Origin of the sequence: Bacteroides oleiciplenus YIT 12058 (genome assembly GCF_000315485.1) — a bacterium.
Taxonomy (GTDB): Bacteria; Bacteroidota; Bacteroidia; order Bacteroidales; family Bacteroidaceae; genus Bacteroides; species Bacteroides oleiciplenus.
Map to the genome: position 1 here is coordinate 516,937 of NZ_JH992943.1, position 13,547 is coordinate 530,483.

A 13,547-nucleotide genomic window follows, 5' to 3' on the forward strand; every position below is an offset into this window, starting at 1 on the left:
TCCTTACAATATCATTTTCTCAATCGGCAACACCAAAATACCTTCCGCCCCCAGCGACTTCAACTTTCCGATAATCTCCCAGAAACATTTCTCATCCAACACCGTATGCACTGAGCACCAGCCTTCCTGTGCCAGCGGCATCACCGTAGGGCTCTTCATCCCCGGAAGCACCTGAATGATTTCTTCCAAACGTTCTTTCGGCGCATTCATCAACACATACTTCTTATCTTCCGCCGTCTTCACTGCATCCATACGAAAAAGCAACTCTTTCAGAATCTCTTTTTTCTCCGCACACAAATTCCGGTTACCAATCAGCAGTGCCTCCGACTTCATCACCACTTCCACTTCTTTCAACCGGTTGCTCACCAGCGTAGAACCGGAACTTACAATATCAAAAATCGCATCCGCCAGTCCGATACCCGGTGCCACTTCCACCGAACCCGTGATAACATGTATCTCCGAATTTACTTCCTGAGTTTTCAGGAAAGTAGAAAGAATTCCCGGATAAGACGTAGCAATCTTACGCCCTTCGAACCACTGCACACCGGGATACTCTATATCCTTCGGAATAGCCAGCGACAGACGGCACTTACTGAATCCGAGACGCTTGATGATTTCTGCATTCTCATTCTTCTCCACATATTCATTCTCACCCACGATACCGATATCTGCCACTCCCGTAGCCACCGACTGCGGAATATCATCATCACGAAGAAATAATACTTCAATAGGGAAATTGGACGACTGTACCAGCAACGAACGTTTCATTACACTCAGTTTTATATCCGACTCTCCCAGAAATGACATCGTCTCATCATAGAGACGGCCTTTAGCTTGTACTGCAATTCTTAATAACATAACTTTATTTATAATTTTACGATTTAACCATTTACAAAAACTAAACTAGACTTAACTAAACTCCCAAAAACAAAAAAACGAGGCCTGCCATTATCCGGCAAGCCTCGTCATTCATTGTATCTTCAATTTATGCACATACAACCATACGCCTACCGATTATTCGTCAGGTAATGATGATGGTGATGATGTGCAACAATATTTTTCATACGATTCTTTTGTTTTGATGCGACAAAAGTAAACTATCTGTTTGAAACTTCCAAAGAATTATCACAAAAAGTTTCGTTTTACTATCATTTTCTTAGTTTCACCACAGAGGGCACAGAGTTCACAGAGGAAAAAAGTTATCTGTATGGGAATCTATATTCTCAGATATTGAATCTCTGTGAACTCTGTGTCCTCTGTAGTGAAAAATCAAATCAGCGGCAGAATTTCTTCCTGTTCCACGTCACAATGATGGAAAAACATCTCCTTCTCCGACTTCTCCTGCGAGAATGTGAAATAAGTACATACCGATTCGGTACAAACCTCTCCAGCTTCATTATAAAGTTTTGCGTCGATAATCACGATATTCCGCTTCTGCTCGCGTATGGACGCCCGCAACACCACATGCGAATCTGTGGTAGACACCGACTTGCGGAAACGAGTTTCCATCTTCGAGGTCACCCCGGTAGTCTGCAACTTACGGATTATCACCCAGCCACAAATCTCGTCAAGCAACACCGACTGAATTCCGCCGTGCAACGTCTTGACCCAACCTTGATACTCCGGACGCGGCTTCCAGATGCTCACCACCTCATCGCCATCCTCATAAAACTCCATTTTCACACCAGCCTCATTATTAGGAGCACAACCGAAACAGTTGTATCCTTCCAGGTCTTTCCACGGATTGATAATCTTCTTCATACAGTCTTGCTTTTTATATAGTTTTATTCATAATATACATACTCGCGTTCTTCGTACACTACAGGCACATCATTCACATACTTAATCCTGATTTTCCAGTTGCCACGGTCGTCTTTGTGGAATTTATAGACATACTTCGTTTCCTCCGTTTGCCCGTCGAGCCGTTCCGTGCCCGAAATCATCTCACCTTTCGCATTGTACCGATACGTATACACATTACTTCCCGTTCCGGGAGACAGCAAATACTCCTCTCCCACAATGCGCCCCTGGAAATTATACGCTCTCCGGACCGGATAAACCGGTTCATCTCCTTCGGGCCGGACAAGCACTTTGCGCTCCACTTGCTGCCCATAGGAATCATATATATAACGGAATTCCTGACATTTTGTTCCATCTGCCTTATAGCCCACTTCCTGCACCGGATTTCCCTCCAAATCATAACGGAACACATCTCTCCGCACCGCTTGCCCTTTTCCATCCAATACCGAACAGTGCTTCAAACGGCCCTCCTTGTCATACAGATAATTCTTGCTTCCCGTCAGCTCATTTGCCGGAGTATAATAACTTTCTTTAGATAAATTGCCATTTTCATCATATTCATACCGGATATTCTTTGTAGGCACCCCCGTTTCCGAGAATACTTCTTCCCGGGTCTTCCGCCCGTTTTCATCAAATTCACATACAAAGAACAGCCCTTTCTTTTCTCCCTTGTCCACAGCTTGCGCACCTTTCGGCACAGCCACATACGAATTCTGCCGCACCTTCTTCACTTTACCATGCACAGGCAATTTCTCCCGGTCATTTCCACTACCGGCATATTCTATATCCCGGCAAACAATGAATTTCGGTTCTCCGTCTTCTCCGCAGCCTTCAAATCTCTCCGTCCAGTTGCCCGCTTCGTCTATTTTTCTTATAGGGTTCTTCTTCTCATCCTCTTTCACTACTCTCAGCTTCCCCATATGCAGCACACCCATCCTTTTCAAGACTGTCGTATCCCATTTCTCTACGGAGAATTCTCTCAAGCGCTCCATTTTTTCGTCCGAACCATGCAATATCACCACTTGTTCCGGCTGTCCGTCCACACTATACATGATTTGCCTTCCCCACGTGGAACCCTTTTTATAATCGTGATTATATTTCTTCAGCACCTTTCCTTCTTCATTATACAAGGCAGAAACTATCCTAATGGTATCTCCCTGCCCGTCCATAAAGACAATACAGTTCAGACGGCCTTTTTCATCATATGTATAGTCCCAGCAGTCACTCACTCCCCTCTCTGCCGTAGCATAAATTTCACGGGACACCTGTCCGTCGGCATTATAGAGATATACCAGCTTGCCATGCGGACTGCCGTCCGGTTTCAGCCTGTTCTCCACCACTTCCCGACCTTTGCTGTCATACTTCACAAACTGAATATAATCCACCACCTTACCCGTCACCCATGAAGTATCCTTCAATACAGGCTCATAAACCACTGTACGTATATTTTTAACGCCCGGATAATCTCCGGCACGAAGCGCAGCCGGAATTATGGTCAGCAACAGGAAAGAAACAAATATTTTATACTCCTCAAAAAATCTCATATTCAATAGTCTTTTTCAATAACGTTGCCACAAATGTAACAATACTTCGGCACGCACAAAAAAAGACGGGAAGTTTTTTACTTCCCGCCTCCCTTTATCCAACGTCCTGAAACTCTGCTTTTACTTCGAAACAAGGACATTCCTTTATCCTTTCCCACGGATCAACGATACCGTTATAATTCCTGTCAGGACTCAAATCCCGATGCCCCACCACCTTGGCTTCCGGATAACTTTGCAACAAAGTGGAAACAAGACGATGCATCGCCTCCGTCTGCCGGGATGTACGCGTGTCGGCAGGACGACCGTTCACATCCAGTCCACCCTCATAACACACCCCGATACTATCCGCATTATATCCGCGTGCATGTGCTCCCGGCACATCTTCGGGCCTCATTAGTTCCACTAGCCCCGACTTGCGGATATAATAATGATACCCCCATGATGAAAGGCCTCTGTAGCGATGGGCAATATCCACATCGTGGGCACTGAAATCACTGTCTGCCCTTGTAGCGGAACAGTGAATAATAATCAAATCAATTTTTCTCATCCTATCATCTCCTCCAAAATTAGACCGTCATCGCATGAGCGCTCAATGCCCCCAATAGAGCAGAAGCTACAGCGATTACTACTTTCAAAATTGCATCCCAGGTTATTTTCTTCATAATAATTAATGATTGGTTATTAGTTATAACTCCCTCCCACCGCGCAGCCTTTAATTTTTAATTTTCAATTTTTAATTTAACCAAGTGGATCCTCCTCAAGTCCTCCTTCCCCACTACCGGAGCCTCCTCCCTCCGAGCCACTGCCTCCCGTGCCGGGAGTCTGTAAACTTCGCGTCAGCACACGGGTATATGCCATCGTCTTGGTGATGTCCGTCAACCCCTTGCCGGGCCGGAAGTTCACTCGCGATTTTTTTATCATGGAGGCAGTAAAATCTTCCGCCTTTTCCACACCCTTGCTACTGACCCCCATTTGCATAGAGCCCAAATCTCCCAGTCTCACAATGCGTCCCGCCTTCAAAGCGCGTTTCGCCTCATAAATGATGCCCGCCAGTGCAGCACGCACATCAGTTTCCGTGCATGTGGTACGCCCGGTTATCGCCTCGCACATTTCGTCGAAGTCCAACTCGCCCGAAGCCTGCGCCAGGGCATAATACTTACTCGGCTCATCCTTCTTTGAAGGATTTTTACGAGCCACTACCGAATAGTTCATGGATGTTGCCATAATAAAATTAAATTTAAAATATATGTGAATCATTGATTTACACAGCAAAGATAGCTTTCCCGAAACACCCCTTTATCGCCAATGAAGCTTTACGAATATTATTGAAACAAACACGTCCCAAAACTTTCTCAGACCGTTTATTTTTAGTAAATTTACATCACATTAGTAATCAATAAAGATAAAGACATGAAAGAAGAAAAAAGCACCTTCACAGTGCGCAGTTACACAAAATCGGAACTGGCTCACCTCTACAACCCGCAACTCACCCTCAAAAATGCCACACAAGTACTTCGCCGCTGGATACTCCACAACTCCGAATTATATGCCGGGCTGGTTCACCTGGGCTATCAGGACCGGAACCGAATTTTCACACCCCGCCAGGTGCAGGAAATAATCAATTATCTGGGCGAGCCTTAAACATAACTTTACGCAGAAACGCAAAAGTTATTCCCTGTTATCGTACACATTCGTTAATTTGCACCCAAATTTTAACAAACAATGAAGTATTCGTATTTTCAAAACAAAAAACAGCCGCCCGTCGGCGAAGTAACCGACCAAGAAGTGGTCAACCTCATCCGCCACGATGAGAAACTGGCACACATGACCCTTGACATTCGACAGCATATTACTGCCAATGACATCGCAACCGCTGATTTCATAAAAGGAGAACTCTCCTCCGTCACCTTCTCCGCCCGCTTCACCGGCGGACGCCGGTATGACAAGCTGACAGAGTACAACGGAGAAATCGTCATCGATCTCGACAAGAAAACTCCCGAAGAACTGGTACGCATTTCAGAAGCCGTCACCGGAAATCCGTTCACCCATATCAGTTTCACCAGTCCGAAAGGCAACGGCTACAAACTGACTGTACAGACCAGCCTGCCCGACGGCACCCTGCCGCAGTCTCCCGAAGAAGTCCGCAATTATCATGCCCACGCTTACGATCAGGTTGCGGCACTCTACGAGGAACTTTGCCAAACGGACATCGACGAATCGGGCAAAGACATGACACGCATCTGCTATCTGCCCCACGACGAAAACGTCTACCTGAATCCCGCCCCGCAGATTCTCATTATCGACCTCAACCGTCCGCTCAGGGAAAAGAAAAAGAAAACTCCCGGACGAAAAAAGGCTGCTGCTACAGCGGAAAGCACAACCTCCCGCCTGAAACCTTCGGATCACATCTGCTATACCCAAAGCGAAAGCCATTCCCTACTCACCCTCCTTCTTTACTACCACGACCATAAAAACAAGTACGAGGAGGGCAACCGCAACAATTATCTGTTCAAACTGGCCTGCACCTACAACGCTTATGGCATCCCCAAAGAAGAAGTCCTCCCTTTCCTGCACCTCAACTTCACCGATCTGCCACCAGAAGAAATCAACTCCCTGACAGACAGTGCTTACCAGCATACCGGTGAACATAACACATGCAAACTGACCACTCCGCAATGGAATTTCCTCCGCATCGGACAGTACATCAACAGCCATTACGAAACGCGTTACAACCAGATGAAGCACCGCATGGAGTGTCGCAAAAAGGGGGAAGATGATTTCGTCACGCTGGACGACATGACGAGCAACAGCATCTGGCTGGAACTGAACGAAGCCGGTTACCCTTGTAGCGTCAAGAACATGGAGAACCTGATCTACTCCGATTTCAGTTTCTCCTACCATCCCATCCGCGAATATCTGAATCATCTGCCCCAATGGGACGGCATCGACCACATCGGCCTTCTCGCCGGCAGCGTTCACACCCTCCCCGCTCAGACTGAGTTCTGGCTGAAAGGTTTCAGACATTTTCTAGTGGGTATGGTTGCCGCCGCCACACGGGAAGAGGTAGTGAACCACCTTTGCCTCCTGCTATGCAGCAAGCAGAACCTGGGAAAAACCACTTTCATCAACAACATTCTGCCGCACGAGTTGCGAACCGATTACCTCAGCACCGGCATCATCTCCGCCGGAAACAAGGACGATCTCTCCCGCATGTCGGAATACATGCTTATCAACTTCGACGAGTTCGAGGGCATGACAGGTCACGAGTTAAGTCTGCTGAAGGACCTCATCACCCGCAAGTTTATCAGCATTCGCCTGCCCTATGCCCGCCACACCCAGAACCTGCCACACTGGGCTTCCTTTGCCGGCACCTGCAACTATCCGCAAGTGCTGTACGACCCCACCGGCAACCGCCGTTTCCTCTGCTACGAAATCGAAAAGATAGACCGCCTCGAAATCGACTATGCGCAGCTTTATGCCCAAATCAAGCATCTGCTGGACAGTGGTTACCGCTACTGGTTCGAAGCCTATGAGAATGATGAGATAGAACTCAACAATAAGCCTTTCCTCTTCCAGACTCCCGAAGAGGAAATGGTACTGACGCACTTCCGAAAACCGGAGCGCTTCGAGAGTTTCAAGTACATGACTGTAAGTGAAATGGCAGAGGAAATCCGAAACAGAACCGGCTATCAATATAATCATGCCGGAAAGATTCTGATAGGAAAGATCCTCACCAAATACGGTTTCCAGTATGTGACAAGCAAGAATATGAGGCGCTATGAAGTGATACTTCTGGAGGCGGAGAGTGTGAGAAATAATCAGTTGTATCAATAAAGATATACCATTAACCGGATATATGCATCCATAGATGAAACGTTAAACAATTTCCAAAAAGAAAACTATATAGGAGGCATATATATGAAGATTAAGACAGAAAAAGAATTCCGCGCTTATCAAGCAGAAATGGAGAGCATTATCACTAAAGGTACATCTTTGGGTGATATGGAATTATTGAGTGAGGAAGACAAAACAAAATACATAGTCCTCTCTCAAGCCATCAGCGAATGGGAAGCTGCCTATCATCCACTACCCGGAAGAGTTTCAACTTTGATTACTGATGCTATTCGGGCAAAAATGGAAGCGAATAACTTAAAGCAGAAAGAAACAGCTAAATGTCTGGGAATATCAGAATCCAGAGTCAGCGATATTCTGAATGGTCGCCGTTCATTGAATCTTAATATCGTGAAAGTGAAATCATTCTACACTTTAAACGCATCAAACGGTTAGGTAGAAGTAGATTACTTCTATAACTTCCCGGATATACTTTTATTATAGTAAGTAATCACTTTCTATTTTTATCTTCCTCACGAAAGTTTTAGAAAGTAACCTATCTCTACCTAATCGTTCCAATGAAAAAGACATCGCCAACACAATTCATATAATAAAAAGTATGATGAAATAAAAGCCAGAGAAACAGACTTCAAAAAGTTGGCGGAAAATTTGAAAAAAGCGGTGAAAGATTTGAAAAATATGACGGTATTTTTCAAATCTTTCGCCGTTTTTTTTCCGTAACCCTTTCATTTAATCATTCATTTCATTGAAAGGGATGACAATACAATATTTTTTCGGAAGTATATCTTCAATTTCTAAACTGATAAAAATATGAGTGAATTTGTATTATCAAAGTTCACTTTATGTTTATGATTTCCTCAAGAATGAGCTGCTAACAGGCAAAATGCAATAAGGGCAGAAAATCATTTCCGCCCTTTCCCCTTACCCAATACATGCATCCTCACTCCTTTATATAGAATTCTTTTCCTTTTCAACACATGAAGCACCCCGAAAACACTCACGAAAATACCGATTCTATAATGCCACAATCCCATCGCAGAGTTGACGCCATCAACAAAGAGTATCAACGACAGCCCCGAAACAACAGCCAGCAAGAAAAGCACCGACAACAGCAACACGACTTTCCTTTTGCCTTTGCACCCTATCATTTTCAACCCTTTATACCAGCCCCAATGACTCTTGACATGAACAATCCCAAGCACCATAAACAACAAACTGACAATCGTGTGGAATACTGCCCAATTGTGCCACACCTCATGATCAGTTCCTTCTCCTGCAATGTGCAACTCGACACCCGTATAAAATGACAAAACAAATACGGGAACCAACAATAAATCCGTCAAGTAAATAAATCTGTTTCTATTCATCTTTTTTATTTGCAAAGATACCGCACATTGATAAATAGAAGGATAGACTATCCGAGGTGAAGATTGTACTATTCGAGGTATTTCTTCCGATAGCAAGTGGGACTCACTCCCACCGCCTTTGTAAACAACCGGGTAAAATAGGTATAATCATCTATTCCCAGATGATTTGAAATCTCCCGTATCGTCAAGGACGTGTACGCCAACATCCGTTTAGCCTGCAATATGAGTTCGTTCTGGATGTACCTACTGACGCTCACGCCCGTAACACTCTTTACCACTTCGTTCAGATACACCGACGAGATGTGCAAAGATTCTGCATAATGAGACACTTCTCTGTTTATCTGCTTTTCCGAGGAAAGCAGTTCTTTGAACGCCAATGTAATTTCAACGTGTCTTCTGCTTTTGGACTGTTGCCCTATCATTTTCCGAGTGGCATCCGTTATAATCCCAACGACGGCACCTGACAGATTTTGCAGCACAGTTTTCAATTCGTCGTTTTCCTGTTCGCTGATTCTGCGGAGGATCATGGAAAACAGTTGAGCCAATTCGGAGCGTTGCACATCGTTTAGCTTAAATGGTATCGGCGCCAACGTATCCTCGGCAAGAATTTGCTTTGTCGGAGTGTCTATAAATACCCCGTCGATAAACAGAAGGAGCGCCTTTGCGTCGCCCGTATCCACAATATGATGAACCTGATGCGGCTGGGTACAGATGACGTCGCCCGCCGACAAAATACAGTCTTTGAAATCAACGCTGACACGACACGTTCCGCTCTCCACCATACCGAATATATAGTAGTTATCCCGATGAGTGTAATCGATCATCCTGTTCGGTGAAGAAGGAGAAACCTCCTTTGCAAATATCCCGAAGTCTGACTGCTGAACTGCTTTATGTATAGGAATATCCGTCATTCAGATGTTTTTTGGCAAAGTTAGCAAAAAAGGCGGATTACTCCGCCTTTCATCATTCATACTCAGGCAATTCTCCCGCCCGTATCCGCTTTGCATACGACAGCAGCGACTCCCCGCTCATTATTTTTCCCGTCTCCACATTCACCACATCTATCATCGAAGTCAGCGAACGGATAATCTGTGTATAATTGTCCGCTCCATTGTAGCGCAACTTCCCTTGCTCTATCAGGTTCACAACAACTCTGGCAACCACCTTCGGGTTACCGTAGTATTCCAACCGGGCAGGTGTATCATGCTTCTCCGTCTGCCGGATCTGCCGGAGCAGACTTTTTTTTCTCTACACTAACCAGCAGCTCTTCAACGAGCGCATACTCGCGATCACTGGCAATTTTCAGCGCATCGCGCAATTCTTCTAATTCCATAATCAATAAAATATTTTATTTCTTTATTTTTATCTTTAGGTAAGCGCGGTCGTCAAAAGAACAGTTTCCTTTCTTTATCCCTTTTGTACTCTTATACAACCGCATACACATAGGATCTTTCTCCAGAATATCTGTAAGATAACATTCCGATTCATGCAAGGTGGAATACAAATGAGGATAACCGTCAGAAGACAATATCACCTCTTCCGCATCTCCAATGGGGAAAATATTCACCAGTTTCATCTGCACGGGAAAGCCATCAAACACAGGGAAGGCAAACCGCTGGCCTTCTACCGGACAATTCTGCAAAACAGCCTGTTTCTGCAGAAAAGGATAGATAAATTCCCGTCCCGGATCGTGAGATTCCAGATCTTTCATTGTAGCCCCGTCCAGCAAAGCCACTTCATTGACCGCCGCACGGGCATTCGCCATAATAGCATCAATCTCCTTCTCATTAGAGGAATACAGATTACCAATGATACACTGACAATCACCCACCTGCCAAACTTCACTCCGGGCATAACTATAAATCACGCCATTAGCCGTGAAACGTTTGCCCGGCTCTGCTTTTAGCTCATCAAGCAAACCATGCTTCACATAAAAATCATGTATTTTCTCCGTTATCTTACCAATAGCCTCAGCAGCATCAATATCTTTCGAAAAATCGCGTATAGCCTCTACGGCGAGCTCCATAGCCAGTCGGCCGGTTTTCTTACCCTCGTAAGTGAAGGTGGATTTAGCCGTAGCACCATCAATTACCGCCGCAAAGTAAGGTGTAATAATAATACCATCCTCATTGGTCTGAGGACTCTGTTTGCCTTTCAGGAAGCACTCCTCAACTGTAAAATAAGGAACGGAAGGAGCCTGAAATTCATTTTCTGACTGTAGATATGTCCAATCAAGTTTGCAATCCATTACTTTCAATTTATGTTTCAAATAGTCAATCAGGTATGCCGGACGGTCGGTCTGTAAGATCGTTGCCCCCAGATTATCTATCAGATATCCATACCCTTTATCCCGGTTTGCCAGTGAACAATCGTCATCATGCCCGCCCGCATGTGTATCCCATAAAGTATTATACCAGATATGGGATTTCCCGGCCATTATCTTCTTCACTTCGTAGGGCAACGGGTTGGTATCATGGGCAAACTTAAATTCAATAGCCACTGGTTTCAATACCCGAAGATAATCATTTAACTTCTGAATGGCATCTTCTTCATCCAAATTAACCTTCGGCATGAAAACCACCTTATCCAGATATTTTCCGTAATCACGTTTCACTTCTTCTGCCGGAGCATTGCTTTTCATTATCACCAGATTGGTGGTTCCTGTCTTCTCTAATAATTCATATACTTGATCGAAATAGTCAAAAGCCTTATCCAAATTAAGCATAACATGTCCTTTGGCAACCAATAATGCCTCTTCAAGAGTGGGAACCTTGTAAATAGTTTTAATATGGCACCCGTTCCGCAAACGCAGTTTCTTTATTTCAGCCAATGTATATTCTTCAGGTTTCCCTTTTCCGGTAGTAGTGCGGTCGAGGGTATTGTCATGCAGTAAAATCAGATATCCGTCTTTGGTACGAGCAAGATCTATTTCAACAATATCTACTCCCATTTGAATGGCATTTTCTATGGCTTCCAAGGAGTTTTCACAAGCATTGCGCCAGTCACCGCGATGAGCCGCCACCAATACATCCTTGCACTGAGGATTAAAAAGCTTTGTCCTTATATCATCAAGCCTGTTTGCCCAAAGGGCAAAACAGGTTGATAAAAGACAAAACATGAATAATACAAATATTCTTTTTGTCATAATTACTCAAATAAAATTAATAATACCCTTCGTTTTGTTCTTCTTCAATTGGTCCTACAGGATCTAAACGATCAATATGAGTCTGAGGAATGGGACGTAGCTTATGATAAGGCTTAATAGCTGCTTCTGCTTCAGAATTATATTTCTTCACCCATTCATAAAATTTCTCCGTACGTACTAAATCTTCCCAACGACAAATTTCACCCAACAGTTCACGACCACGCTCATCTAACATAAACGATACGAAATCACCGGCTGAAAGTTCAGCAGCAGTTACTTTTATATCATCATAAGTACTGTTCATATCATTAATATCTCCCCCTTCAACTTCCCAGTATTGTGCAGTTTTAGTTTCTCCATCTGCCCATGCGGCACGTTCACGGATGACATTAATATATTGGGCAGCCAAATCAAAATCACCTTTCCTGCCAGCCGCCTCGGCAGCTATCAAATAGGTTTCACCTAAACGCATGCGTACCCATTCACGTGATGATGCTCTCTCTGCAACAGAAGGGCGATTAGGAGCCATGTGCTTGATTAGAGTAGGATAATGCTTGGAATCGTGTACCTCATACGGATAATAAGTATAAGATTTATTAGCACGCAGTTTCTTCATCTCTATGCTGTTCTTTGTGAATCCGGTTTTCTCGATGGTGTAATATATAGCCGTATCACCTACTTCAAATTTCTTTTTTCCTGCTATCTGTCCTTTCGACGGATCAGGAGTGAAATAGATTTCACCTTTATCTTCAAGTTGTTCCCATACAGGAATTGTCTTTGTATAGTTTGACATATACGCCCAACGAAAACTCTTATAAAAACGAGAATCGTTTTTACGGTCGTAAAGTCCGAATAAGACCTTATCTGTCGGACGATAACGCTTATATGGACGCCCATAAAATATATCACGTTCCATACCGGCTTCGTCATCATAAACCGGCAGCCAATATAAATGGAAAGTATTCCCTTCATCATTGAAAATAGGATTTGAAGTAAACTGGACAGCAAAAATCACTTCAGAATTTCCCATGTTATTTATATCCCACAAATCTGCAAAATTCTTTTGCAAGCGATAAGAACTATTCTTTATCACATTCTCTGCAAAATAGAGAACACTATCCATATCTGTTACCTTTTGTCCACGAACATCTGCCACAGCACTCCCTCTCGTTAAATAGACTTTAGCCAACAAATGTGAAGCCGCATAGGAAGTCGCTTTTCCCTTTTGTGAGTCATCCACCTTTTCCGGTAAATATTCAACAGCCGTACGCAAATCGGTAATAATCTGTTTGTATATATCTGCTATTGCAGTGCGTTTAAAATCGGTACGAATCTCGAAGCTGCCTTCAGTTACCAAAGGCACTTTTCCAAATTGCTGTACTAATTCAAAGTATAAAAAAGAACGGATAAAAAGCATCTCGCCCAGCGAAGTCATCTTTTTGGATTCACTCATATCAGATTTACGAATCTGATCCATAGCAATATTTGCATCACTGATACCTTTATAATGATTCTCCCACAATTTTGACAAGATACTATTTTCCGGGTTCAATTGAGTACCATAGCCATTAAACGATGTTTTATTGTTTCCATCGCTTCCGGCAGTAAACAAATCAGTACCTAATTCAGTTAACACGTCATATCGTTCACCACCACATCCCCAACGTAGAAAACTATATGCAGCAGCCACTGCCGCATCCACTCCTTGCTCGGTTCCATAATAATCATAAGTCATTTTAGGGGCATCGTCCTCACTCAACCAATTGGCACAACCTGTGGTTCCGAGCAACAAACTAACCATCAACAAAAATACATTTATCTTTTTCATATTCAGTTACA

15 protein-coding genes are annotated in these 13,547 nt (G+C 43.9%); 3 read left to right on the plus strand and 12 right to left on the minus strand.

The genetic code is table 11. The annotated features are described in order from the left end of the window. Window positions 1–3: 3 nt before the first annotated feature. The 6 genes from hisG to HMPREF9447_RS18430 all read right to left on the minus strand — a co-directional run bounded on the left by hisG (window position 4) and on the right by HMPREF9447_RS18430 (window position 4,568). Window positions 4–858, minus strand: coding sequence for an ATP phosphoribosyltransferase (gene hisG, locus HMPREF9447_RS18410; protein ID WP_009131279.1), 855 nt, complete (start codon window positions 856–858; stop codon window positions 4–6). Between the two features lie 411 nt (window positions 859–1,269). Continuing rightward, window positions 1,270–1,761 carry a PaaI family thioesterase gene (locus tag HMPREF9447_RS18415; protein WP_009131280.1) on the minus strand — a complete coding sequence of 164 codons (492 nt, stop codon included), beginning with the start codon at window positions 1,759–1,761 and terminating at the stop codon, window positions 1,270–1,272. Between the two features lie 23 nt (window positions 1,762–1,784). Next, window positions 1,785–3,344: a hypothetical protein gene (locus HMPREF9447_RS18420; protein ID WP_009131281.1), complete on the minus strand. Its 1,560-nt coding sequence runs from the start codon at window positions 3,342–3,344 to the stop codon at window positions 1,785–1,787. A 94-nt stretch (window positions 3,345–3,438) separates the two neighbouring features. Next, a complete protein-coding gene (locus HMPREF9447_RS18425) occupies window positions 3,439–3,891 on the minus strand; it encodes an N-acetylmuramoyl-L-alanine amidase (protein ID WP_009131282.1) in 453 nt (150 codons plus the stop codon). A gap of 19 nt (window positions 3,892–3,910) precedes the next feature. After that, a complete protein-coding gene (locus tag HMPREF9447_RS28525; RefSeq protein WP_009131283.1) occupies window positions 3,911–4,006 on the minus strand; it encodes a smalltalk protein in 96 nt (31 codons plus the stop codon). A 76-nt stretch (window positions 4,007–4,082) separates the two neighbouring features. Then, entirely contained in the window at window positions 4,083–4,568 is a 486-nt protein-coding gene (locus HMPREF9447_RS18430) for an HU family DNA-binding protein (protein WP_009131284.1), read from the minus strand. Between the two features lie 186 nt (window positions 4,569–4,754). Here HMPREF9447_RS18430 and HMPREF9447_RS18435 point away from each other — a divergent pair, with 186 nt between their 5' ends. The 3 genes from HMPREF9447_RS18435 (at window position 4,755) to HMPREF9447_RS18445 (ending at window position 7,631) form a co-directional block, all read left to right on the plus strand. Beyond that, entirely contained in the window at window positions 4,755–4,985 is a 231-nt protein-coding gene (locus HMPREF9447_RS18435; RefSeq protein ID WP_009131285.1) for a DUF4248 domain-containing protein, read from the plus strand. Window positions 4,986–5,066: 81 nt separating this feature from the next. After that, window positions 5,067–7,178 carry a BT4734/BF3469 family protein gene (locus HMPREF9447_RS18440; RefSeq protein WP_009131286.1) on the plus strand — a complete coding sequence of 704 codons (2,112 nt, stop codon included), beginning with the start codon at window positions 5,067–5,069 and terminating at the stop codon, window positions 7,176–7,178. Window positions 7,179–7,262: 84 nt separating this feature from the next. Beyond that, window positions 7,263–7,631, plus strand: a complete 369-nt coding sequence (locus HMPREF9447_RS18445) for a helix-turn-helix domain-containing protein (protein ID WP_009131287.1) — start codon at window positions 7,263–7,265, stop codon at window positions 7,629–7,631. A 467-nt stretch (window positions 7,632–8,098) separates the two neighbouring features. On the opposite strand, the gene HMPREF9447_RS18450 is transcribed toward HMPREF9447_RS18445, so the two are convergent. The 6 genes from HMPREF9447_RS18450 to HMPREF9447_RS18470 form a co-directional block, all read right to left on the minus strand. Then, the gene (locus tag HMPREF9447_RS18450; protein ID WP_009131288.1) at window positions 8,099–8,563 is read right to left on the minus strand and encodes a DUF4405 domain-containing protein; all 465 of its coding nucleotides are present in this window, start codon (window positions 8,561–8,563) and stop codon (window positions 8,099–8,101) included. Window positions 8,564–8,631: 68 nt separating this feature from the next. Further along, window positions 8,632–9,474, minus strand: a complete 843-nt coding sequence (locus HMPREF9447_RS18455) for an AraC family transcriptional regulator (RefSeq protein ID WP_009131289.1) — start codon at window positions 9,472–9,474, stop codon at window positions 8,632–8,634. A gap of 52 nt (window positions 9,475–9,526) precedes the next feature. After that, window positions 9,527–9,751, minus strand: a complete 225-nt coding sequence (locus tag HMPREF9447_RS18460) for a hypothetical protein (RefSeq protein ID WP_244267645.1) — start codon at window positions 9,749–9,751, stop codon at window positions 9,527–9,529. Window positions 9,752–9,764: 13 nt separating this feature from the next. Then, a complete protein-coding gene (locus HMPREF9447_RS29290) occupies window positions 9,765–9,896 on the minus strand; it encodes a hypothetical protein (RefSeq protein WP_009131290.1) in 132 nt (43 codons plus the stop codon). A 15-nt stretch (window positions 9,897–9,911) separates the two neighbouring features. Next, window positions 9,912–11,681: a glycerophosphodiester phosphodiesterase family protein gene (locus tag HMPREF9447_RS18465; RefSeq protein WP_009131291.1), complete on the minus strand. Its 1,770-nt coding sequence runs from the start codon at window positions 11,679–11,681 to the stop codon at window positions 9,912–9,914. Between the two features lie 43 nt (window positions 11,682–11,724). After that, window positions 11,725–13,536, minus strand: a complete 1,812-nt coding sequence (locus HMPREF9447_RS18470) for a RagB/SusD family nutrient uptake outer membrane protein (protein WP_009131292.1) — start codon at window positions 13,534–13,536, stop codon at window positions 11,725–11,727. Window positions 13,537–13,547 lie beyond the last annotated feature (11 nt).